This is a genomic window from Streptomyces sp. NPDC089424 (genome assembly GCF_044749345.1).
Classification (GTDB): domain Bacteria; phylum Actinomycetota; class Actinomycetes; order Streptomycetales; family Streptomycetaceae; genus Streptomyces.
This window is the reverse complement of the sequence record NZ_JBIVHU010000003.1, coordinates 49,639-70,802: the sequence shown is the minus strand read 5'-3', so window position 1 is coordinate 70,802 and position 21,164 is coordinate 49,639. Positions and strand designations below refer to the sequence as shown.

The following is a 21,164-nucleotide window of genomic DNA, read 5'->3' as shown; positions in this document are numbered from 1 at the left end:
GGTCGCGCACCGGCGGTACGCAGGAACCCGCCGTTGCCTTACGATCACCTCGCATGCGCCGGCCGCCACCTCGGGGACCCGCGGCGACCGCCCGGAGTATCGGCGGGCTGACGGGACGAGGATCCGGCGCGCGTCACCTGGGAGGGGACAACCGCATATGCAGAACCGTTTCAAGCGGGGCGTGGCCACACTCGTGGGCCTCGCGCTCGCCGGCACCGGCCTGGCCGCCGCGAACGCCGCTCCTGCGGCCGCCGACTCGTACGACTGCCCGACGGGCTACTTCTGCGGGTGGAGCGGCCAGAGCACCACCGGCACGATGTGGAAGACGAACAAGAGCGTCGCCGACCTGGGCAGCTGGGACAACAAGATCCACTCGCACGTCAACCGCACGACGTCGATCGCCTGCGTCTACGAGGACAAGGACTACTCGCCGTGGGGCGGCTACTGGGCGCAGGAGCCGAACACGCCGGGTGAGTGGAGCAGCGGCCCGACCGCGACCACCAGCTCGATCAAGTTCGTCCGCACCGAGCGGGAGTGCAGCCGGACCGCCTACCCGCGCTGGTACTCCGAGACCTCCCCCAAGGCCCTGGGCTTCGGGGACATGAACGGCGACCGCAAGGCCGACGTGATCGCCCGCGACGAGGCCGGACGGCTGTGGTTCACGCCGGGCAACGGCACCGGCAGGCTCGTCGGAGCGGGCGGCTGGAACAGCATGAACGCCCTGACCCGGCACGGCGACTTCAGCGGTGACGGCCGGGAGGACGTCCTCGCACGGGAGGCGTCCACCGGCAAGCTGTGGCTCTACCCGGGCACCGGCACCGGCTCGCTCGGCGCCCGCAAGCTGCTCGGCTCGGGCGGCTGGAACTCCATGACCCGCGTCACCGCCTTCGGCGACCTGACCGGCGACAAGCGCTCCGACCTGGTCGCGGTCGAGAAGGCCACGGGCAGGCTGTGGCTGTACCCGGGCACCTCCACCGCCCGCCTCGGCGCCCGCAAGCTCATCGGCTCCGGCGGCTGGAACAGCATGAACGCCCTGGTCGGCATGGGTGACGTGACCGGTGACGGCCGTCCGGACCTGTACGCGCGGGAGGCGTCCACGGGCAAGCTGTGGCTGTACCCGGGCACCTCCACCGCCCGCCTCGGCGCCCGCAAGCTCATCGGCTCCGGCGGCTGGAACGCCATGGCGAACCTCTTCTCGGTGGGCGACTTCTCCGGCGACGGCCGGCCCGACCTCGCCACGGTGACCAACGAGAAGTACGTGATCGACGGCTACCCGGGCCACCTGGGCTGGCTGGTCACCTACCGGGGCCGGGACACCGGCGGCCTGCTGTCCGGCCGGCGGACCGACGGCGAGTGGTGGGGCCTGAACGGCATCTACTAGAGGGCGGGATCACCTGTCCGGTCCGCCCGCTCCGCGCCTGCCTGGGCATGCGCGGAGCGGGCGGCCGTCCTCGGAGGCAGTCGACCGAAGCCGACCGGCGTCACGACTGGAGGAATTCCAACATATCCCTGTTGAGGATTTCGGCCTCGGTCGAAATCATGCCGTGCGGGAAACCTTCGTATGTCATGAGGGTGCCCTTTTCCAAAAGCTTGACCGACAGGGGCGCGGAATCCGCGTACGGTACGACCTGGTCGTCCGTGCCGTGCATGACCAGGACCGGTACGTCGATTTTCTGGAGGTCCTCGGTGAAGTCCGTCTCGGAGAAGACCCTGATGCACTCGTAGTGCGCGTTCGCTCCGCCCATCATTCCCTGCCGGAACCAGTTCTCGATGAGTCCCTGCGACACCTTGGCACCGGTCCGGTTGAATCCGTAGAACGGGCCGGATGCGACGTCCATGTAGAACTGCGCCCGGTTCGCCTCCAGTCCGGCGCGCAACGCGTCGAAGGTCTCGACGGGCGAACCGTCGGGATTGGACGCGGACTTGATCATGACCGGCGGAATGGCCGAGGCGATCACCGCTTTCGCCACGCGACCGGGCTTGGCACGTGCCACGTAGCGTGTGACCTCGCCACCACCCGTGGAGTGCCCGACGTGGAAGGCGCCGCGAAGGTCCAACGCGTCGGTCAGCGCCGCCACATCCGCGGCGTAGGTGTCCATGTCGTTACCGGTCCACGTCTGGCTCGACCGCCCGTGGCCGCGCCGGTCGTGCGCGATGACCCGGTACCCCTTCGACAGGAAGAACAGCATCTGGGTGTCCCAGTCGTCCGCGCTGAGGGGCCAGCCGTGATGGAACACGATCGGCTGGGCGGTCTCCGGACCCCAGTCCTTGTAGAAGATGGTCGCTCCGTCACTTGTCTTCACGGTTCCCATGGTTGCCCTCCGTGTCGATCAGCGATCTTTTCGCTCGTGCAGCAGGCGCAGAGTTGAGCCTGTCAGCCGGGACGGCGTCCCACACCCCCGCTACCCCTACTCCTGAGTGCGGCAGGCGTGAAGGATGCGCCCCCACGCCTTTCCGGTGACCATGGATTACCGGGTGCGGAAAGGGGAGAGAAAATGAGCAGGCTCAGCGGGAAAATCGCCGTGGTGACCGGTGCGACGAGCGGAATCGGAGCCGCTGTCGCTCGGAGATTCGTGGACGAGGGTGCTCAGGTCGTCCTCTGCGGTCGCCGTTCGGAGGCCGGCCTCGCCATCGCCGAACGACTCGGGGAAGCCGCCACCTTCCAACGGGCCGACGTGGCGGTCGAGGCGGCGGTGGAAAACCTGATCCGGTCTACGGTGGAGCGCTTCGGACGCATTGACGTCTTGGTGAACAATGCGGGGGCCCCGGCGAATATCTGCTCCGTCACGGAAATCGACACGGCCGCATTCAAGCGCGTCTTCGAGGTGAATGTCTGCGGTCCGCTGTTCGGCATCAAGTACGCGGCCACGTACATGCGGGAGCAGGGCGCGGGCAGCATCATCAACATCGGCAGCATCGCGGGAATGAGAGCGGCCATCACCGGCCTGGACTACTCGGTTTCCAAAGCCGGGCTCCATCACATGAGCGAATGGGCGGCAGCCGAGATGGGGCAGTACGGAGTTCGCGTGAACACCATCAGCGTGAGCGGGGTCACCACGGGGATTTTCGCCAGGGTGGCGGGATATCCGGACGAGGAAGCGGAAGATCCTGAGGTGCTTGCGGCGGTCGCGGCGAAAATCACGCCGCTGCTGAAGGAAGTCAGCCCCATCACACGGGCCGGGACGACGGAGGATGTCGCCGCCGCCGCGGTGTACCTGGCCAGTGACGAAGCGTTCTATGTGAACGGCCACACGCTTCGTCTCGATGGTGGGCACGCCATCGGACAGCCGTATTCGGCGATGCGGGAACAGCGGGCAAGGATCGCCGCAGCGCTCGGCCCTGAATGAGCCTGGTTCCGAGAGGACCGCTCAACGGTCGTCAGCTGTCGCCGAACGCGTCGCGGTGGCGGTCGAGCCATTGCGCGAAGGACTGAAGCCGGGGGTTGAGGGCGCGCACCCGGCTCAGATCCCGGTCGCCCACGAATTCGGCCTCGGCGAGCTGGTAGAAGCGGAACATGTGGGCGAACTCATGGCTGGTGGGTTCCCCCAGGTTCCCGAATTGCTCGATGGTCATCGGACGGTAGTGCACCGTCCTTCCGAGCACCCGGGTGAATGCTTCGGCGTATTGCTGCCCGGTCAGGTGCTCACCCGCGATGCTCACCGTCTCGCCGATCGTCTCCGTGCCCCGCTGGAAGATGCCGTAGGCGGTGCGGCCGATGTCCTCGGAGGCGATACCCGCCAGTCTCTTCCGCCCCATGGGCAGGGTGAGTTCCAGCGTGCCGTCGTCGGCGCGGCGCGGACCGAGGCCGTCGAGGAACGCCTCCCAGTAGAACGTGGAACGCAGGAACGTCGTCGGGACCCGGAGGTCGCGGAAGTACTCGTCGGCGTCGTTCTTGGCATCGAAGTGCGGCACGGTGTAGTCGCCCTGCAGCGCCGGCACCCCGGTGTCCGCCAGGGCCCGGCGTGTGTCCTCCAGCGTCGACCAGATGACGTGCGCCACGCCGGCGACCTTGGCCGCTTGTGCCGCGGTCGCCGCCTGGGCCTTCTCGACCTCCGCCGACATGGACTCGAAGAAGTTGGTCACCACGTAGGCGCCGTATGCCCCCGCGAAGGCCGTACGGAGCGCCTGGGGATCGTCCACCGTCGCCTGCACGACGTCAGCGCCTCGACCGGCGAGGTCCCGCGCGCCACGGGAGTCCGGGCGACGAGTGATCGCCCGGACCGCGAACGGCCCGTCCGGGTCGTCCACGACCGCCCTGACCAGGCCGCCTCCCTGTCGGCCGGTTGCTCCGAGGACCGCGATGATCTTCTTGTCGCTCATGGTGGGTTCTCCGACTCGCTCCGACCGGTCCCGGCTCGGTCCACCGGTCCCGGCTCGGTCTCCGGGCCCGGCTCAGTTCGACGACGTCGACGACCCCGTCCCGGCCCGGGTCGCGTCCCTGCCCCAGCTGGCGAGGAGGCGCAGGCCCTCCGCGGACGGGGTGCCCGGCTCCGCGTGGTAGGTGATCAAGGACTGCTCGGCGTCGTCGACCAGGCGGAAGGTCTCGAAGGACAGGGCCAGGTCACCGACGAGCGGGTGGCGGATCCGCTTGACCCCGTAGCTCTTCTCCTTGACGTCGTGGGTGGCCCACAGCCGCCGGAATTCCGAGCTCTTGACGGAGAGCTCGCCGACCAGGGCCGACAGCCGCGGGTCGTCCGGGTGGCAGCCGGCGTCCATGCGCAGGAAGGCGACCATGTCGAAGGCCTTCTGGTCCCAGTCGACGAACAGCTCGCGGTACTCCGGCCTCAGGAACACGAGCCGCGCCCAGTTCCTCTCCTGCGCGGGCATCTCCGCCCAGTCGCCGAAGACGGCGGCCGCCATCCGGTTCCAGACCAGGATGTCCGAGCGGCGCCCGACGATGTAGGCCGGGACGCTCTCGAACGTGTCCAGCAGCTGCCACAGCGCGCCCCGCACATGCTGCGTACGCGCCGCCGGCTTCTTCTTGTGCTGCTTGGGCCTGGCCAGGTGGGTGAGGTGGGCGTGCTCGGCGTCGGTGAGCCGCAGCGCCCGGGCGATCGCGTCGAGCACCTCTCCCGACACGTTCCGTCCGTTGCCCTGCTCCAGCCGCGTGTAGTACGCCACGGACACGCCGGCCAGCTGCGCCAGCTCCTCGCGGCGCAGCCCGGGGACCCTGCGGTGGCGCCCGTAGTCCGGCATCCCGACGTCCTCCGGCTTCAGCCGGGCCCGCCGGCTGCGCAGGAACTCGCTGAGCTCGGCACGCCGGTCCAGGCCGCCGCCGGGTTCGTCCACGTGCGCGGGCTGTTCTTCCATACGTCCAGTATTCACGGTCGTACGCAGATGAACCTGCCCTCGTCAGAGGTAGGCACGGCGGACGTACGCAAAGCCGTGGCCTGGGTGGATGTGCCCCAGGGCCGCAGCCTGGACGAGTGCCCGGCAGAAAAAGCGGCCGGGCGGATCACTTCCCAAGGAGACCCCTCGGTATGACCACTGTCCCCGCGTACGCCGCCCCCACCGCCAAGGCTCCGCTGGAGCGCACCACGATCGAGCGCCGGGAGGTCGGTGAGTTCGATGTCCTGATCGACATCAAGTACGCCGGAATCTGTCACTCTGACATCCACCAGGCCCGCGAGGGCTGGGGCGAGGCCATCTTCCCGATGGTCCCCGGCCACGAGATCGCCGGCGTCGTCGCCGAGGCCGGCAGCGGCGTGACCAGGTTCGCGGTCGGTGACCGGGTGGGTGTCGGCTGCATGGTCGACTCCTGCCGCGAGTGCGACAACTGCAAGGCCGGCCTGGAGCAGTACTGCACCAAGGGCGCCGTGATGACGTACAACGGCGTCGGCAAGGACGGGCAGCCCACCTACGGCGGCTACTCGCAGAAGATCGTCGTCGACGAGAACTACGTCGTCGGCATCCCGGAGGGCATCGGCCTCGACGAGGCCGCGCCGCTGCTGTGCGCCGGCATCACCACCTACTCCCCGCTCAGGCACTGGAACGCGGGCCCCGGCAAGAAGGTCGCCGTACTCGGCATGGGCGGCCTCGGTCACATGGCCGTCAAGCTCGCCCACGCACTCGGTGCGGAGGTGACGGTCCTCTCGCAGTCGCTGCGCAAGAGGGAGGACGGGCTGAAGCTGGGCGCCGACCACTACTACGCCACCGCCGACCCGAGGACCTTCGAGGAGCTGGCGGGCACCTTCGACCTGATCGTGTCGACGGTCTCGGCCCCGCTCGACTTCGGCGCGTACCTCGCGCTGCTGCGGACCGACGGCGCGCTGGTGAACGTGGGCGCCCCCGAGGAGCCCGTCTCGCTCAACCTGTTCTCGCTGCTCAGCGGCCGCAAGACCCTCGCCGGGTCGGGCATCGGCGGCATCCAGGAGACCCAGGAGATGCTGGACTTCTGCGCCGAGCACGGTCTCGGTGCCGAGATCGAGGTGATCAGCGCCGACCAGATCAACGAGGCGTACGAGCGGGTGCTGGCGAGCGACGTCCGGTACCGGTTCGTGATCGACACCGCGACGATCTGATCGTTGCGTCCCTTCGTCGGCGGCCCGGTGGCAGAGCGCTTCCGGGCCGCCGACGGCTGTGGGCCCGGCCCGGGCGTCCCGCGCGGAAGAGTCCGGCCCGGCGGGGGCGTTACAGGAGCAGACGGGACGAGTGCGCGAGCCCCGCAGGAGACCCGAGGAGGCCACCGATGACCGTCCAGCTGAACCACACCATCGTCGCCGCCCACGACAAGGAGTCCTCGGCCCGTTTCCTGGCCGACCTGCTCGGCCTGGAGGTGAGCCCGCAGTACGGGCCCTTCATGCCGGTCGAGATCCCGAACGGCGTCACCCTGGACTACATGGACACGCCGGGTGACATCGCGCCCCAGCACTACGCGTTCCTCGTCTCGGAGTCCGACTTCGACACGATCTTCGCCCGCATCGAGGACCACGGCCTGACCCACTGGGCGGACCCGCACCACTCCCGCCCCGGCACGATCAACCACAACGACGGCGGCCGCGGTACGTACTTCGAGGACCCGAACGGCCACAACATGGAGATCCTCACCCGCCCGTACGGCAGCGGCGGCTGAGGGCGGGGCGGGACTCACGCCCGACGGGGCGGCGCCATCCCCCACCCCCACCGGGGCACCGGCTGCTCCCCCGGCGCGGTCGCCGTCGCCGACGAGAAGTGGACCGCCAGCCTCGTGCCCCACTCCACGTACGCGAGGAACGCCGAGCGGAACTCCGCGTCCGTCGGCAGGCCCGCCTCGTCCGCGGCGTCCTGGACGAGGTCGACCCAGCGGCGGCGCTGGGTTTCGGTGAAGCCGCGGCCCATGTGCTTGGCGACCATGTGGCCGTGGCCGCCCTGGGTCCCGGAGTAGCCGGGCGGGCCCCCGAAGACCTCGGCGAACCACAGCGCGACGTGTTCGGCGTGCTCGGGCGGCAGGTCCGCGAAGACGGGGGCGAGGACGTCGTCCTCGACGACCTTGGCGTAGAAGGCCTCGGTGAGCCGGGAGAAGGCCTCCGCGCCGCCGGCCCACTCGTAGAGGGTGGGCAGCGCGGACCCGGCGCCGCGGACGGTCGTCGGCGTGTAGTGGCGCATCTCGTCGATGGCGCCGATGTAGGGGCGGATCTCGGCGAGGAAGTCGGGGAAGCTCTCCGAGGTGCGAAAGCCTTCCAGGTGGTCCTCCGTGGAGGTCCACACGATGCGCACGACGTAGTGCTCGAAGTCCTCCTCGCAGCGGGCCAGCTCGTAGTCGACGCACTGCGGGGCCTCGGCCAGGTGGACGGCGGCGCGGGTCCAGGCGGCCAGGAACTCCGCGGACCGCTGCTCGGAGATGCGGTACCTGATGTATTCGACCGTATGGGCAGTCATGTGCTCACCGAAGCACGAAAGCCCGCCGGAAGCAGGACTTCCGGCGGGCGCTCGCCGACGGCTCCGGGAGCCGCTACGGGTGGGTGTTCTCCCGCACCGTGTTCTCCCGCACCGTGATCCGGCCCTTCCTGATCGTGGCCACCCGCGGGACCTTGCGGGCGAGGGCGGAGTCGTGGGTGACCATGACGAAGGTCAGCCCCAGCTCCTTCCACGTCCGTTCCAGCACGTCCATGATCTCGTCGCGCGTCGACTCGTCGAGGTTGCCGGTCGGTTCGTCGGCCAGCAGCACCTTCGGCCGCTTCACCAGCGCCCGCGCAATGGCCACGCGCTGCTGCTGACCGCCGGACAGCTCCCCCGGCAGATGCCCGAGCCGCTCACCGAGCCCCACCGACTCCAGTGCCTCGGCGGCACGTTCGCGCCGCTCCCTGGCCTTGATGCCGAGGGGGACGAGGGCCGTCTCGACGTTCTCCTGGGCGCTGAGGGTGGGGATGAGGTTGAAGGTCTGGAAGACGAAGCCGATGCTCTCGCTGCGCACCCGGGTGAGCCGGGCCTCGGGCAGCCGGGCCAGGTCGGTGCCGTCGAGGGTGACCTCCCCGGAGGTGGGCCGGTCCAGTCCGCCGAGCATCTGCAGCAGCGTCGACTTGCCGCCGCCCGTGGGGCCCTGGATGACGAGCCGGTCGCCGTCGGCGACGACGAGGTCCACGCCGTCCAGCGCGCGCACGGTGTCCCTGCCCCGGCTGTAGTGCTTGGTGACGCCTTTGAGTTCGTACATGGTGGTGCAACTCCTGGGATGCGTTGGGGTGGTGGCCGGTGTGCGCAGCGACCGGGCGGCGCGGGGGGCGGCTACTCCACGCGCCGCAGGGCGTCCGCCGGGCGCAGGCGCGAGGCGCGCCACCCGCCGAACGCGCCGGCGACGAGCCCGCCGGTCACGGCCAGCCCGACGGCGAGGGCGATGGTCGCGACGCTGACGGGGGCCGTGAGGACGACGTCGAGGGTGCGGGCCGCGGCCTGCCGCGCCGGGCCGCCGCCGAAGCCGCCGCCGGGGCCGGCCGGTCCGCCCCCGCCGCCGCCGAGTTCGGCCCGCAGGGTCGGGCTGACCGCGGTGACGACGTACGCCCCCGCAAGGCCGAGCGCGATCCCGAGCGCACCACCGACCAGCCCGGTGACGACGGCCTCGCCCACCACCTGCCGGGTCACCCGCCCCGACCGCCAGCCCAGGGCCTTCAGCGTGCCGAACTCGCGCACCCGCCGGGACACCGCGGAGGACGTCAGCAGCCCGGCGACCAGGAACGCGGCCGCCAGCACCACGATCGAGAGCCACTTGCCGACGCTGCCGGCGAGGTCGGAGGCGGTGGACAGGGAGCCGGAGACGGTGTCCGCGAGGTCGGCGGAGGTCGTCACGGTCGTCCCCGGGATGTTCTTGCGGATCTCCGACTTGACGGCGTCGATCCGCTGGGAGTCGGTCGCCTCGACGTAGATCGTGGTGACCTTGTCCGCCGCGTCGGCGAGGGTCTGGGCCTGCTGGAGGGGGATGTAGAGGTCGGCCGCCGCCTCGCCGCTGTCCGGGGTGGCGATGCCGATGACCTCGTAGGTGACGCCCTTGACCGTGACCGTGTCGCCGACGGCCAGCTTCTTCTCCTTGGCGTAGGAGGCGTCGGCGACGGCGACCTCGGCGTCGGTCTCGGCGGCCTTGAAGGACCGGCCGCTGGTGATCTTCGAGGAGGTCAGCGGACCTAGCGCGGGTTCGGTGACGTCGGTGCCGAAGACGGTGTAGCTGTTGACGCCGAAGTCGGCGCCGCCGCCCTGGACCCGGCCCTCACCGGGCTGACCGGAGGGCCCGCCGTCGGCACCGCCGCCGCCCTGCTCGATCCGGCCCCGGGTGAATTCGCCGCTGACCTTGAGGACCTGAAGGCTCAGGCCGCCGACCGCGTTCGAGACGCCGTCCTGCGAGCCGACCTTCGCGACGGTGGTGCTCGCCAGCGTCTCGAAGCCCTGGACCATGACCCGGTCGCTGCTCTGCTCCTCGCCGGAGTCGCTCTCGCGCGCGTCGAACCGGAACCGCGGCCCCTGCGCCTGCCCCTCCTCGGCGGGGTCCGCGGCCTTGGTGACGGTCATGTCGGTGCCGAGGCCGTACAGCGACTGCAGGATCTTGTCCTGTGCCTGCCCCATGCCGGACGACACGGAGGTGACGACGATGACCAACGCGATGCCCAGCGCGAGTCCGGAGGCGACGACGAGGGCCGCCCTTCTGCGGCGGCGCAGTTCGCGCCTCAGGTAGGTGAAGAACATGTGCCGCAAGCTAGGGACGCACCGTGATGGTCGAATAAGGCGGCGATAAAAGAAGGATGAGAAGCGGCGGGGACGACGCCGGGAAAGACCGAAGGCCGCCCGGGGCGGGCGGCCTTCGTCGTACGGGGGGTGTCGCGGAGCGGGGCTCAGACGGCGGAGCCGGCCTTCCACTGCTCCCAGCTCATGTTCCAGCCGTTGAGGCCGTTGTCCGGCGCGATCGTCTTGTCGCCCGTGTTCTGGACGACCACGAGGTCACCGACGATCGAGTTGTCGTAGAACCACGCGCCCTCGGTCTTCGGGTCGTTCGCGCCCTTGCTGTCGTTCAGGCCGACGCAGCCGTGGCTGGTGTTGACGCTGCCGAAGATGGAGTCGTCGCCCCAGTAGTTGCCGTGGATGAAGGTGCCGGAGCTCGACAGCCGCATGGCGTGCGGGACGTCCTTGATGTCGTACTCGCCCTTGCCGTCGTCGTCGGTGAAGCCGACCGTCGCGCCGTTCATCCGGGTCTCCTTGAACTTCTCGGAGATCACCATCTGGCCCTCGTACGTCGTGTTCTCGGGCGAGCCGGCGGAGATCGGGATGGTCTTGACGACCTTGCCGTCCTGCGTGACCTTCATCTGCTTGGTCTGCGCGTCGACGTAGGAGACCTGGTTGCGGCCGATGGTGAAGGAGACCGACTTCTGCTGGACGCCGTAGACGCCCTCGGCGCCCTCGACGCCGTCGAGCGCCAGCTTCAGCGTGACCGTCGAGCCTTCCTGCCAGTACTCCTCGGGGCGGCAGTCCATGCGGTTCGCGTTGAACCAGTGGCAGGCGACCTCCTGGCCGCTGCTGGTGGTGACGGTGATGCCCTTCTGGACGTCCGCCTTGTTGGTGATCGCCTTGTCGAAGTTGATCGAGACCGGCATGCCGACGCCGACGGTGGTGCCGTCGTCCGGCGTGAAGGAGCCTATGAAGCTGTTGTCCGGGGAGACCGTGGTGAAGGAGGCGTTCTCGTGGGCCTCCAGGCCCTTGGCGTCCTCCGCGGTCACGGCGATCTTGTAGCGCGTGGAGCGCTCCAGCTGGACGCTGGGCTTCCAGCTGGTCTTGTCGGCCGAGATCTCGCCCTCCACGGCGCCGCCGTCGGCGGTCGTCATCGTCACCTCGGTGAGCGTTCCCTTGCTCACCGTGACGGCGGCCGAGTTGTTGATGGAGGCGTTGGCCGAACCGTCCTTGGGTGTGATCTTGATCTGGGCCTCCGAGGTCTTCTGCGCCGCCGCCTCGTCGACCTTGGACTGCGAGCTCTCGGTGCCGCCGTCGCTGCCGGCGGCCTCTTCACCGCTGGAACACGCCGAGAGCACCAGCACGCCACCGAGCAGTACGGACGCGGCCGACAGGCCCCTGCGCCGCTTACTGTTCGTCATCACACGCTTCTCCATCGTTGCCGAATCCCCAGAACCCCGAGAGTCCCCGTCCAGAGTCCCCATCAACCCATACCAACGCTACGACCGGTTCGTCCCGTTCCACATGCCTTCGATGTGTGGGCCACACCACGTCCGCGGGACCTGTGGCCCCTGGTGCGGATGCCGAAGCGTGCGCCCCTTGAGACGAACGAACCCCGGGCGGTGGTTGCCGCCCGGGGTCACGATTTCCCCAAGCCGCGTCAGCCGACCCGCTGTTCTTCTTCGTCGTCGTCCACATCATCCTCGTCGAGGTCCCAGTCCGGCGAATCAGGGTCGTAGTCCACCTGTTCGCTGCTCCAGGAGGCCTGCTGGAGCTCGATCCCGGGCACCTCGCTGACCAGGTCGAACGGGTCCACGAGATACGCCAGCGCCTCCGCGGTGTCTTCCGTCACAGCGCTCTCGGCGTGTACCCGCTCCTCGGCCGGCATATCGGCGTCCTCGGAGATCCGGCGCCGCGCCGCCCGGGTCACGGCCTCCGCGTCGTCGATCTGGAGGACGAGTTCCACCCGAAGCCGTACATAACCTGCTGTCTCTGGAGTGCTCATGCCCGGAGCGTACGGCCAGGGGGCCCCGCGACTTTCCCACGACCCGCGCCTTTCACTAGCATCGGCCCACACGGCCAATTCGCCAGCGTCACAAGGGGATCGATATTCCGTGTCATCCGCTCGCCGTCCGTTGCTGACCGCCACCGCCGCGGGCACCCTGCTGGGGGCCCTGTGGTTCGTCCCCTCCGCCAACGCGACATCGGACGGCCCGCTGAGAGAGCAGGCCGTGGCGGTGATGACGCAGGCCAGGGCCACGACCACGGACACCTCCACCACCTCGGACCCGGGCTCGGCCGCCGACGCGGACACCGGCACCGGGTCGCGGACGGAGACGGGGACCGGGAGCGGGGCCGAGTCCGCGATATCCGTGGACGGCGGGACCCGGCTCGCCGACACCGGCAGCTTCGACAGCACCCCGTACGTCCTCGGCGGCGCGCTCTGCCTCGCGCTGGGCGCCGGATTCGTCGCGTACTCGGTGCGCCGTGAGCGTCTCGGGTTCTGACGCGGCGCCACGTCGGGGGCGCCGCACGCAAAAAGCGCGAAAAGTTCGCTTGACGCGCTCTTGACCTGCGCCGCATAGTCCGATCATGAACAGAACATCGGGTGCGCGGTGGTGCGCCACGGTTGCCGTGGGAGCGCTCTCGCTCGCCCTCCTCACGGGTTGCGCCGACAGCGGTTCGGACGGCTCGAAGGACTCCAAGGGCTCCAAGGGCTCGGACTCCTCGGCCGCCCCGGCCCAGAAGGCCCTCGGCACCGCCGAGTTGCAGAAGCTGCTGATCGCCCAGGGCGACGTCGACGGGTACGAGGTCAAGTCGCCCGACGCCCAGCTCCCCGCCTCCAAGAGCGAGGTGAAGGTCGACAAGGCGGAGTGCGAGCCGCTCGCCTACGCGATGAGCGGTCTCGCGCCGGGCGAATCGGCCGGGGACGCCCGCACCATGGCGACCCAGAAGAAGTCGCCCACCGACACGGCCTCCCAGTCCATGGAGGACATGACGGAGGGCGAGTTCGAGGACGCGTTCTCGGACGCCCTGAGCATCGACATGACCGCTATCGGGCTCTCCTCCTACGAAGGTGACGGCACCGCGGCGACCTTCACGTCCGTCTCGGACGCGATCACCGCCTGCGCGGGCGGCTTCACCCTCACCACCAAGGGCACCGCCCAGAAGGTGGTCGAGGTCGCCACGGAGAAGGGCTCCGGCACCGGTGACGAGTCGGTCGCGTTCTCCGCGTCCGTCGAGATGGAGGGCCAGGACGCGCCCGGCACGGTGCACGCCGAGGTGGTGCGTCACGGCGGCACGCTCACGACGTACTACACGATCAACATGGGCGCGCTGCTGACCGGTAAGGCGTACGAGATCCCCGCCCCGGTGGTCCAGGCCCAGGCCGCCAAGCTCAAGTAACGCATCGCGGGGCCCCGGCGGACGTGCGCCGGGGCCCTGCCGTCTTCCGGGGCCTGGGCTACCGCAGCGGCCCGGTGACCTTCTGCACCGCCTCGACGAGCCGCCCGTCCCGCACGAACGCCTCGGCCGCCGCCAGGTCGGGGGCGAGGAAACGATCCGGCCCGGGGCCGGTCACGCCGGCGGCCCGCGCGGCGTCGATGACGGCCCGGGTGGCCGGCGCCGGGGTCAGGCCCTCGCGCAGCTCGACGGCGCGGGTGGCGGCGTAGAGCTCCACCGCGACGACCCGGGCCAGATTGCCGACGGCCGTGCGCAGCTTGCGCGCCGCCGACCAGCCCATCGACACGTGGTCCTCCTGCATCGCGGAGGACGGGATCGAGTCCGCGGACGCCGGTACGGCGAGCCGCTTCATCTCGCTCACCAGCGCGGCCTGCGTGTACTGGGCGATCATCAGCCCGCTGTCCACCCCCGCGTCGTCGGCGAGGAAGGGCGGGAGCCCGTGGCTGCGGTTCTTGTCCAGCAGCCGGTCGGTGCGCCGCTCGGCGATGGAGGCGAGGTCGGCGGCGGCGATGGCGAGGAAGTCCAGCACGTAGGCGACCGGGGCGCCGTGGAAGTTGCCGTTGGACTCCACCCGCCCGTCGGGGAGTACGACGGGGTTGTCGACGGCGGCGGCGAGTTCGCGGTCGGCGACGAGGCGGGCGTGGGCGAGGGTGTCGCGTCCGGCACCGGCGACCTGGGGCGCGCAGCGCACGGAGTAGGCGTCCTGGACGCGGGGCGCGTCGTCCTGGTGATGGCCCGTCAGTCCGGAACCCTTCAGCACGGCCAGCATGTTGGCGGCGCTGTCGGCCTGACCGGGGTGCGGGCGGATCGCGTGCAGTTCGGGGGCGAGGACCTTGTCGGTGCCGAGCAGGGCCTCCATGGACAGGGCCGCGGTGACATCGGCGGACTTGTAGAGGGTGTCGAGGTCGGCGAGGGCCATGAGCAGCATGCCGAGCATGCCGTCGGTGCCGTTGAGGAGGGCGAGGCCCTCCTTCTCGCGCAGTTCGACGGGCGCGATGCCGTGTGCGGCCAGCAGTTCGCCGGCGGGCCGTACGACACCGTCGGGGCCCTCGGCGTCCCCTTCGCCCATGAGGGTGAGGGCGCAGTGCGACAGGGGCGCGAGGTCGCCGGAGCAGCCGAGGGAGCCGTACTCGTGCACGACGGGGGTGATGCCGGCGTTCAGCACGTCGGCCATGGTCTGCGCGACCTCGGGGCGCACACCGGTGTGCCCGGAGCAGACGGTCTTCAGCCGCAGGAACATCAGCGCCCGGACGACCTCCCGCTCGACGGCCGGGCCCATCCCGGCCGCGTGCGAGCGGACGATGTTGCGCTGGAGCTGGGTGCGCAGCTCCTGGCCGATGTGCCGGGTCGCCAGGGCGCCGAAGCCGGTGGAGACGCCGTAGACCGGGTCGGGCTTGGCCGCGAGCGCGTCCACGATCCCGCGGGCCGCGGTGAGGGCGGCCACCGCCTCGCCGGAGAGTTCGACGCGGGCGCCGGCGCGCGCCACGGCGAGGACGTCGGACGCGGTGACACCGGACGTCCCCACCACCACAGTGTGCATATCCATATTCAGGAGCGTACGCAGTGAATTCCGCGATGTCACGAGTGGGGGCGGGATGTGACCCTTACCGCCCGATGCGTGTGGCTCCGTTCCGGACGCCGTCGGGGCGGCCTCGGCTCACTCGCGGCCACGGAAGCGGCGGCGCTCTCCGGCGGGACCCTCGGGAGGCGCGTCCGCGAGGCGCACGACGGGGTCGTCGGGGCCCTCGCGGCCGGCCACGACCGCCCTGGGCGCGCGGACTCCCTTGGCCCGGTACTGGGCGGCGTCCGCGAGCCGGAAGAGCCGGCGGGCCGAGCGGACCGGGCCGATCGGATCCGCGGTGGACGCGACGCCGCAGGCCACGCCGTCGCCCAGCTCCATCTCCGTGGCCCGGCGGCACAGCTCGTCGGCGACCTTGACGACGTCGTCGGCGGACGGGCCGACGGCGAGCAGGCAGAACTCGTCGCCCCCGAGGCGGGCGGCGAGGGTGCCGGACAGCATGGCGCCGCACAGGGAGAGCACGGAGCCGAAGCGTTCGAGGAGCCGGTCGCCGACGGCGTGCCCGCGGGTGTCGTTGACGCGCTTGAGGCCGTTGAGATCGCAGACGACGAGGCTCACCACGACCCCGTCCCTGCGGTGCCGCTCGACGGCCTCATCCAGGCGCATGTCCACGGCACGGCGGTTGGCGAGGCCGGTGAGGGAGTCGGTGAACGCGAGCCGCCGGGCCTCCTCCAGGCGCTCGGTCTGCGCGATGCCGGCCGCGACGACGGCGGCCAGTACGGTCGCGAAGTCGGCGTCGCCGCGGTCGAAGACCGGGACGCCGAGGGGCCGGGCGACGTACAGCTCGCCCCAGGCGCGGCCGTGCAGGACGACGGGGGCGACGACACAGCAGCCCCGGCCCCTGCGCCGCAGGGCGGCGACCCGCTGATGGCAGAAGCCGGCGCTGCCCGTGGTGGGGCCCTCGGCGGTCTCCACCCAGGCGTCGGGCTCGCCGCCGCCCGCCCACCGCTCGTGCAGGAACTCGGTGATCTCGGCGAACTGGTGCACCGGGTAGGTCTCGCCCTCCGGGAACTCCTCCTCGTCCTCCACCCGCTCGCCCACGTTGACCAGCACCCGCAGCTGCCCGAGGTCCCGCTCCCACACCGAGAGCGCGGCGAAACTCCCGTCCAGCGCGCGGCACGCCCCGAGCGCGGCGGCAGCCCACGACTCGCGCACCGACTGCGCCGCAGCCATGCCCTGCGCCAACGCCACCACAGCCGCGAGCCGGCTCTCCACACCCATCCCCCCAGGCTAGGGAGATTCGGGAGAAATGGGGATGTTTGCGATGCGGTGGAGTGAGAGGACGCGGGGGGAGGTTTGCGGGGGCGTCAGCGCTGCCGGGCGCTGGGCGCGGGCCCGGGCGGCGGCGGTCAAGCTGCGCGAGCCGCACCGGGCCGGCGGGGCGTTGCTCTCCCGGTGCCTCCGAACACGGCACCACGCCGAGCCCTACGGGGCCGCGAGCGACGCGGCGTCGACCTCCCGACCGCCACCGGGACCCGCACCACGCCGGGTTACGCGGGCGCCGACCCCGCGCCCGGCGAGCACCATCGCGACCGGCACGACGCGGGGCCACGTCGCCGCCGCGCCCGGCCGCCGAACGTCAGGGCCCGGCCACTGGGACCTGCGCCACTCGCCCAAGGCCACGCCCGGTCCCCAGCGCCGGCACGACACCGACCTCACGACCGCACGGCCCGGCGTCGACCTCCCCACCGCCACCGGGACCCGCACCACGCCGGGCTACGCGGGCGCCGGCCCGGGCGCCCGGCAAGCACCACCGGGCCCGGCACGACGTGGGGCTACGACGGCGTCGGCGCCGCGGCCAGCCGCCCCGGCCGCGAGGCGTCCCTCACTGGCCCAGCCACTGCGCCGTCCCGAGCGCCACCCAGGAGCGGCACGACACCGACCTCCCGAGCACCACCGGAGCACCGCACGGCGCGGACTCGAGTTCCCGAGCGCCACCGGGACCCGCGCCACGCCGGGCTACGCGGGCGGCGGCCCCGCGCCCGGCAAGCACCACCGCGACCGGCACGACGCGGGGCTACGACGGCGTCGGCGCCGCGCCCGGCCGCCGAACGTCAGGGCCCGGCCACTGGGACCTGCGCCACTCGCCCAAGGCCACGCCCGGTCCCCAGCGCCGGCACGACACCGACCTCACGACCGCACGGCCCGGCGTCGACCTCCCCACCGCCACCGGGACCCGCACCACGCCGGGCTACGCGGGCGGCGGCCCACCGCCCAGCCGCCCCGCCCGCGAAGCGCCTCACGCCGGCCCGGCCGCCGCGGCCTGCGCTTCACGTCCAAGGTCACGCGCCTCCCGGGCACCGCCAAGACCGGCACGAAACAGGGCTACGCGGGCGTCGGCGCCGCGCCCCGCCGTCGCGCTCGCGGAGCCCTCCTTACTGGCCCGGCCACTGGGGCTTGCGCTTCTCGTTGAAGGCGGCGACGCCCTCCGCGCGGTCCCCCGAGAACGCCACCGAACGCCATGCCGCGTCCTCGACCTCCAGGCCTGCCGACAGGTCCAGCCCGTGCCCGAGGCGCAGGGCCCGCTTGGCCGCGCGCAGGCCCACCGGGGAGTTCGCGGCGATACGGGAGGCCAGCGCCAGCGCCTCCTCCCGGTCCCGGCCCTCCTCCACGAGCACGTCCACCAGCCCCAGCTCACGCGCCTCGGCCGCCTCGACCCGCCGCGCGGAGAAGATCAGCTCGGCGGCCCTCGCCGCCCCCACCCGCCGCGGCAGCAACTGCGTACCGCCGCCCCCGGGAATCACGCCCACCGACACCTCCGGCAGCCCCACCACCGCCGTACCGTCCGCCACGATCACGTCGCACGACAGCGCCAGCTCGAAGCCACCGCCGAGCGCGAAACCGTGCACCGCCGCCACCGTCGGCACCGGCAGTTCCAGCACGCCGGTGTACGCCCCCCGCGCCACCGGCCGCTGCCGTACCAGCTCGGCGTCGGTCAGAGAGTTCCGCTCCTTCAGATCGGCCCCCACACAGAACGCCCGGTCGTGCGTGGACGTCACCACGACCACCCGTACGTCCCGGTCCGCACCCAGCGACGCGCAGGCCCCGCCGATCGACCTGGCCATCTCGGTGGACACCGCGTTCATCGCCTTGGGCCGGTCGAGTGCCAGCTCCGCGACGTGCCCGTCGTCGTGCCGCCGCACCAGCACGAACTCCCCGAACCGCTCCTCGCTCATGACACCCTCCCGGTTAACGCGGGTTAACAAGACTCGTCCCGATCATTCCAGCCCGGCCCCTCCGGGGGAAGGCCGGGCCGACGCGCGCCAGGTTCCCGGATCACCCTCCGACACCCCGTTCGAGTGACATGACGCCCGACTCCCTCCCCTGCCCCCGGGGGAGCGCATAGCGTGCGAGCGCCATGGCGCACGGGGGGCGCCGGCGCGCATCGGGGAGGGACCGGCATGAGGACCGACACGCCGACGGGCATCCCGTCGAGGAACGGCCGAGCGAACGGCCAGCGAAGCACCACCGCCCAGGGACGCGGCGAGGGCGGCACCCCTGAGGGCGGCCAAGGCGGCCCCCCGAGGGACGGCCAGGGCAACAGCACCGCCAAGGCCACCCAGGGCGCCGCCCCGAGGACCGGGACGGGGGACGACCGGAAGGCCGATGCGGCCGGTCCGCGGAAGGACGAGCAGGCGAACCCCGCGAAGGAGCCCCAGGGGAACAGCCCCGCAGAGGCTCTGCGCACCCGCCTGAAGGCCACCCCACCGAGCCCTCGGCCCACCGCCCCCGCACCCGACGAACCGACCGGCCCACCCACCGGCCCGGCACCGGAACTGCAGAACGCCGGCCCCACCAGCACCACGGCCGCGCCCCCCAACGCCGGACCCACCAAACCCGAGACCGAACCGCACAACGCCGGCCCCACCAAACCCACAACCAGTCCGGCGAACACCCGACCCACCGGCCGCCCCGCGGCAAGCACCCCCGACAACCCACCCACCGGCCCCAGCGCGATCCCACGCCCCACCCAGCCCACCCTGCTCGTCAAGACCGCGGCCGGCCCAGGCAGCACCCAGCCCACCAAGCCCACAGCCGCCCCGAACGACGCGCGGCGGAACAGTCAGGGCAGTGCCGCGACGCAGCGTGCCCCCCGTGAGGCGCCGGACGCACCGCCCCGCAAAGGCGCCGTCGGCGGCGGCGAGGACAACGCGCCCGCCCATGGCCCCCGCAGGTCACCGGACGCGCCGCCCCGCGCGGGCGCCGTCGGGGGCGGCGAGGACAAGGCGTCCGCGGCCGCACCCCCGGGTGCCGGGAGCCCCGGCACCCGGGGCCGGCACCGCAGGCCCCGTGCCCGCAAGGTGCTTCTCCTGGCCGCCGCCGCTCTCGTCCTGGCCACCGGTCTCCTGAGCGTCGTGCGCCTGGCGCCGGACTCCGGACACGGCGGCTCCAAAACCGCGGCGGCCGGACCCACCCCGGACGCGGCCGTCAGCAGCGGGCAGCCGGCCGACACCTCGGGCGGTGCGTCCCCGGGCGACCGCACCGCGGGCCCCGCCACCCCCGGCTCCCTGAGCCGCCCCGGCACGCCTCACGCGTACGGCACGACGCCCACCGCGCCGGCCTCCCCGCACGGCTCCTCGCGCCCCCAGGGCGACGCGCCGGGCCCGGCTCCGGACATCGCCACGACCATCCCGGACGCCCCGGGCACCCCGGAGACGCCCGTCTCCCCCGCCCCCGGAGGGACCGGCGGCGCCGGCCACACCCCACCGTCACCGCGCCCGCCGACCCCCGGCCCGGCCCCCGCGCCGACGCCCGCCCCGAGCGCCCCGGCCCCGCAGCCCGACCGGCCAGGACTCTGCCTGCCGATCCTCGACCTGTGCCTGGGCCCGCTCCTCGGACGGTGAGGCGGGGTCCCGCTACGGCGCCCCGTCCCGCCGGGTGAGCAGCCACGGCTCGACCACGCCGAGGCCACGCACCGGCCGCTGCCACATCGGCTGGAGCCCGAAGCGGTACGTCGGCGGCTCCTCGCCCTCCTTCTCCGCGGCGGCCGCGGCCTCGGCCGCCTCCGCCTCGGAGGCCGGCGCCTCACCGCTGCGGATCAGCTCCTCGGCGAACGCGCTGTCGACCAGGACCGCGTCCCGCGGCGCTATGGACGTCAACCGGGAGGCCAGGTTCACCGTCGTTCCGAAGACGTCGCCCATACGGGTCGTCACGGTGCCGAAGGCGATGCCGACCCGCAGCTCGGGCATCGTCTCGTCGTTCGCCAGGGTCTCGATGAGCCGCAGCGCGATCTCCGCGGCGACACCCGAGTCGTCCGCGGCGTACAGCACCTCGTCGCCGAGCGTCTTGATCAGTCGGCCGCCCCGCGCCGCCACCAGGTCGGCCGCCGTGGTCTCGAAGGCCTCCACCAGCTCGCCGAGTTCCTCCTCCTCCAGGCGGCGGGTCAGCCGGGTGAACCCGACCAGGTCGGCGAAGCCGACGGCCAGCCGCCGGTCCACCATCTCCTCGTCGTCCCCGGCCTGCACGACCCGCCCGGTCGCCGCGGCGAGCTGCCGCCGCCAGACGTAGACGAGGAACTCCTCCAGTTCCGGCAGGAGCAGCTCGACCAGGGGATAGGTGACCTCGGTGCGGGTCATGCCGGGCTCGGGCGGCTCGGTCAGGCCCTCCAGGAAGGAGTCGATCTGCCATTCCGCGAGGCGGGCCGTGGTCTGTCCGGTGGAGCGGGCGACCTGCACGGCCATCGCCTCGCTGAGCAGTCCCGCCTCGACCAGACCGGCCAGACGCCGCAGCGCCAGGACGTCCGCCTCGGTGAGCGCCTTGGCCTGCCCTATGTCGGCGAAGCCCATGGCGCGCCAGAAGCGGGAGGCCAGTTCCATGGACACACCCGCGCTGCGAGCCGCCTGGAACGGTGTGTAGCGCCGCTCGGCGCCCAGGATGAGCCCTTCGAGCCGCAGGGCGAGCGGGTCCTCGCCGGAGTCGGCGCCCTGCGGGTCCGTGCCGGAGCCCGTGTCGTCGACGCTCACGCCTGCTGCCCTTCCGATCTGCCGCGGTCAGGTATCGA

19 protein-coding genes are annotated in these 21,164 nt (G+C 71.9%); 7 read left to right on the top strand and 12 right to left on the bottom strand.

Annotated features, from left to right (window positions below):
* Positions 1 to 157: 157 nt before the first annotated feature.
* The gene (locus tag ACIP2X_RS15330) at positions 158 to 1,381 is read left to right on the top strand and encodes an FG-GAP-like repeat-containing protein (RefSeq protein ID WP_401672554.1); all 1,224 of its coding nucleotides are present in this window, start codon (positions 158 to 160) and stop codon (positions 1,379 to 1,381) included.
* A 100-nt stretch (positions 1,382 to 1,481) separates the two neighbouring features.
* Here the strand turns inward: ACIP2X_RS15330 and ACIP2X_RS15325 are convergent, their stop codons facing one another.
* A complete protein-coding gene (locus ACIP2X_RS15325) occupies positions 1,482 to 2,312 on the bottom strand; it encodes an alpha/beta fold hydrolase (protein WP_401672552.1) in 831 nt (276 codons plus the stop codon).
* Positions 2,313 to 2,495: 183 nt separating this feature from the next.
* On the opposite strand from ACIP2X_RS15325, the gene ACIP2X_RS15320 reads away from it, so the two are divergent.
* Positions 2,496 to 3,347 carry an SDR family NAD(P)-dependent oxidoreductase gene (locus ACIP2X_RS15320; protein WP_401672550.1) on the top strand — a complete coding sequence of 284 codons (852 nt, stop codon included), beginning with the start codon at positions 2,496 to 2,498 and terminating at the stop codon, positions 3,345 to 3,347.
* A gap of 31 nt (positions 3,348 to 3,378) precedes the next feature.
* On the opposite strand, the gene ACIP2X_RS15315 is transcribed toward ACIP2X_RS15320, so the two are convergent.
* Both ACIP2X_RS15315 and ACIP2X_RS15310 read right to left on the bottom strand, forming a co-directional pair.
* On the bottom strand, positions 3,379 to 4,320 hold the full coding sequence (locus ACIP2X_RS15315) for an NmrA/HSCARG family protein (protein ID WP_401672547.1): 942 nt from the start codon (positions 4,318 to 4,320) through the stop codon (positions 3,379 to 3,381).
* Positions 4,321 to 4,392: 72 nt separating this feature from the next.
* A complete protein-coding gene (locus ACIP2X_RS15310; protein ID WP_401672544.1) occupies positions 4,393 to 5,310 on the bottom strand; it encodes a helix-turn-helix domain-containing protein in 918 nt (305 codons plus the stop codon).
* Positions 5,311 to 5,480: 170 nt separating this feature from the next.
* On the opposite strand from ACIP2X_RS15310, the gene ACIP2X_RS15305 reads away from it, so the two are divergent.
* Together ACIP2X_RS15305 and ACIP2X_RS15300 are read left to right on the top strand one after the other, a co-directional pair.
* On the top strand, positions 5,481 to 6,521 hold the full coding sequence (locus ACIP2X_RS15305) for an NAD(P)-dependent alcohol dehydrogenase (RefSeq protein WP_401672542.1): 1,041 nt from the start codon (positions 5,481 to 5,483) through the stop codon (positions 6,519 to 6,521).
* A gap of 167 nt (positions 6,522 to 6,688) precedes the next feature.
* Positions 6,689 to 7,072: a VOC family protein gene (locus tag ACIP2X_RS15300; protein ID WP_401672540.1), complete on the top strand. Its 384-nt coding sequence runs from the start codon at positions 6,689 to 6,691 to the stop codon at positions 7,070 to 7,072.
* A 14-nt stretch (positions 7,073 to 7,086) separates the two neighbouring features.
* Here the strand turns inward: ACIP2X_RS15300 and ACIP2X_RS15295 are convergent, their stop codons facing one another.
* The 5 genes from ACIP2X_RS15295 to ACIP2X_RS15275 form a co-directional block, all read right to left on the bottom strand.
* On the bottom strand, positions 7,087 to 7,857 hold the full coding sequence (locus ACIP2X_RS15295) for a group II truncated hemoglobin (RefSeq protein ID WP_401672538.1): 771 nt from the start codon (positions 7,855 to 7,857) through the stop codon (positions 7,087 to 7,089).
* A gap of 73 nt (positions 7,858 to 7,930) precedes the next feature.
* Positions 7,931 to 8,629, bottom strand: coding sequence for an ABC transporter ATP-binding protein (locus ACIP2X_RS15290; RefSeq protein WP_401672536.1), 699 nt, complete (start codon positions 8,627 to 8,629; stop codon positions 7,931 to 7,933).
* A gap of 71 nt (positions 8,630 to 8,700) precedes the next feature.
* A complete protein-coding gene (locus ACIP2X_RS15285; RefSeq protein WP_401672533.1) occupies positions 8,701 to 10,146 on the bottom strand; it encodes an ABC transporter permease in 1,446 nt (481 codons plus the stop codon).
* Positions 10,147 to 10,292: 146 nt separating this feature from the next.
* Positions 10,293 to 11,543: an Ig-like domain-containing protein gene (locus ACIP2X_RS15280; RefSeq protein WP_401672531.1), complete on the bottom strand. Its 1,251-nt coding sequence runs from the start codon at positions 11,541 to 11,543 to the stop codon at positions 10,293 to 10,295.
* 239 nt (positions 11,544 to 11,782) lie between these two features.
* The gene (locus ACIP2X_RS15275; protein ID WP_401672529.1) at positions 11,783 to 12,127 is read right to left on the bottom strand and encodes a hypothetical protein; all 345 of its coding nucleotides are present in this window, start codon (positions 12,125 to 12,127) and stop codon (positions 11,783 to 11,785) included.
* 109 nt (positions 12,128 to 12,236) lie between these two features.
* On the opposite strand from ACIP2X_RS15275, the gene ACIP2X_RS15270 reads away from it, so the two are divergent.
* The gene (locus tag ACIP2X_RS15270) at positions 12,237 to 12,629 is read left to right on the top strand and encodes an LPXTG cell wall anchor domain-containing protein (protein ID WP_401672526.1); all 393 of its coding nucleotides are present in this window, start codon (positions 12,237 to 12,239) and stop codon (positions 12,627 to 12,629) included.
* Positions 12,630 to 12,714: 85 nt separating this feature from the next.
* Positions 12,715 to 13,527 (top strand): hypothetical protein, encoded by an 813-nt coding sequence (locus ACIP2X_RS15265; RefSeq protein ID WP_401672524.1) that lies wholly within the window; start codon positions 12,715 to 12,717, stop codon positions 13,525 to 13,527.
* 58 nt (positions 13,528 to 13,585) lie between these two features.
* Here ACIP2X_RS15265 and hutH read toward each other — a convergent pair whose 3' ends face one another.
* The 3 genes from hutH to ACIP2X_RS15250 form a co-directional block, all read right to left on the bottom strand.
* Positions 13,586 to 15,124 (bottom strand): histidine ammonia-lyase, encoded by a 1,539-nt coding sequence (gene hutH / locus ACIP2X_RS15260; RefSeq protein ID WP_401674443.1) that lies wholly within the window; start codon positions 15,122 to 15,124, stop codon positions 13,586 to 13,588.
* Between the two features lie 117 nt (positions 15,125 to 15,241).
* The gene (locus ACIP2X_RS15255) at positions 15,242 to 16,384 is read right to left on the bottom strand and encodes a diguanylate cyclase domain-containing protein (protein WP_401672522.1); all 1,143 of its coding nucleotides are present in this window, start codon (positions 16,382 to 16,384) and stop codon (positions 15,242 to 15,244) included.
* Positions 16,385 to 17,538: 1,154 nt separating this feature from the next.
* A complete protein-coding gene (locus tag ACIP2X_RS15250; RefSeq protein WP_401672520.1) occupies positions 17,539 to 18,339 on the bottom strand; it encodes an enoyl-CoA hydratase/isomerase family protein in 801 nt (266 codons plus the stop codon).
* A gap of 225 nt (positions 18,340 to 18,564) precedes the next feature.
* Between ACIP2X_RS15250 and ACIP2X_RS15245 the strand changes: the two genes are divergently transcribed.
* Positions 18,565 to 20,007, top strand: a complete 1,443-nt coding sequence (locus tag ACIP2X_RS15245) for a hypothetical protein (protein ID WP_401672517.1) — start codon at positions 18,565 to 18,567, stop codon at positions 20,005 to 20,007.
* A 12-nt stretch (positions 20,008 to 20,019) separates the two neighbouring features.
* Here the strand turns inward: ACIP2X_RS15245 and ACIP2X_RS15240 are convergent, their stop codons facing one another.
* A complete protein-coding gene (locus ACIP2X_RS15240) occupies positions 20,020 to 21,126 on the bottom strand; it encodes an adenylate/guanylate cyclase domain-containing protein (protein WP_401672515.1) in 1,107 nt (368 codons plus the stop codon).
* Positions 21,127 to 21,164: the final 38 nt, after the last annotated feature.

What these genes read in the sequence shown, in the direction of transcription:
- ACIP2X_RS15245 (WP_401672517.1), top strand. Translation starts at nt 18,565, where the DNA reads ATGAGGACCGACACGCCGACGGGCATCCCGTCGAGGAACGGCCGAGCG.
- ACIP2X_RS15320 (WP_401672550.1), top strand. Translation starts at nt 2,496, where the DNA reads ATGAGCAGGCTCAGCGGGAAAATCGCCGTGGTGACCGGTGCGACGAGC.
- ACIP2X_RS15250 (WP_401672520.1), bottom strand. Translation starts at nt 18,339, where the DNA reads ATGAGCGAGGAGCGGTTCGGGGAGTTCGTGCTGGTGCGGCGGCACGAC.
- ACIP2X_RS15330 (WP_401672554.1), top strand. Translation starts at nt 158, where the DNA reads ATGCAGAACCGTTTCAAGCGGGGCGTGGCCACACTCGTGGGCCTCGCG.
- ACIP2X_RS15315 (WP_401672547.1), bottom strand. Translation starts at nt 4,320, where the DNA reads ATGAGCGACAAGAAGATCATCGCGGTCCTCGGAGCAACCGGCCGACAG.
- ACIP2X_RS15285 (WP_401672533.1), bottom strand. Translation starts at nt 10,146, where the DNA reads ATGTTCTTCACCTACCTGAGGCGCGAACTGCGCCGCCGCAGAAGGGCG.
- ACIP2X_RS15295 (WP_401672538.1), bottom strand. Translation starts at nt 7,857, where the DNA reads ATGACTGCCCATACGGTCGAATACATCAGGTACCGCATCTCCGAGCAG.
- ACIP2X_RS15300 (WP_401672540.1), top strand. Translation starts at nt 6,689, where the DNA reads ATGACCGTCCAGCTGAACCACACCATCGTCGCCGCCCACGACAAGGAG.
- ACIP2X_RS15280 (WP_401672531.1), bottom strand. Translation starts at nt 11,543, where the DNA reads ATGACGAACAGTAAGCGGCGCAGGGGCCTGTCGGCCGCGTCCGTACTG.
- hutH (WP_401674443.1), bottom strand. Translation starts at nt 15,124, where the DNA reads ATGCACACTGTGGTGGTGGGGACGTCCGGTGTCACCGCGTCCGACGTC.
- ACIP2X_RS15275 (WP_401672529.1), bottom strand. Translation starts at nt 12,127, where the DNA reads ATGAGCACTCCAGAGACAGCAGGTTATGTACGGCTTCGGGTGGAACTC.
- ACIP2X_RS15310 (WP_401672544.1), bottom strand. Translation starts at nt 5,310, where the DNA reads ATGGAAGAACAGCCCGCGCACGTGGACGAACCCGGCGGCGGCCTGGAC.
- ACIP2X_RS15305 (WP_401672542.1), top strand. Translation starts at nt 5,481, where the DNA reads ATGACCACTGTCCCCGCGTACGCCGCCCCCACCGCCAAGGCTCCGCTG.
- ACIP2X_RS15265 (WP_401672524.1), top strand. Translation starts at nt 12,715, where the DNA reads ATGAACAGAACATCGGGTGCGCGGTGGTGCGCCACGGTTGCCGTGGGA.
- ACIP2X_RS15255 (WP_401672522.1), bottom strand. Translation starts at nt 16,384, where the DNA reads ATGGGTGTGGAGAGCCGGCTCGCGGCTGTGGTGGCGTTGGCGCAGGGC.
- ACIP2X_RS15290 (WP_401672536.1), bottom strand. Translation starts at nt 8,629, where the DNA reads ATGTACGAACTCAAAGGCGTCACCAAGCACTACAGCCGGGGCAGGGAC.
- ACIP2X_RS15325 (WP_401672552.1), bottom strand. Translation starts at nt 2,312, where the DNA reads ATGGGAACCGTGAAGACAAGTGACGGAGCGACCATCTTCTACAAGGAC.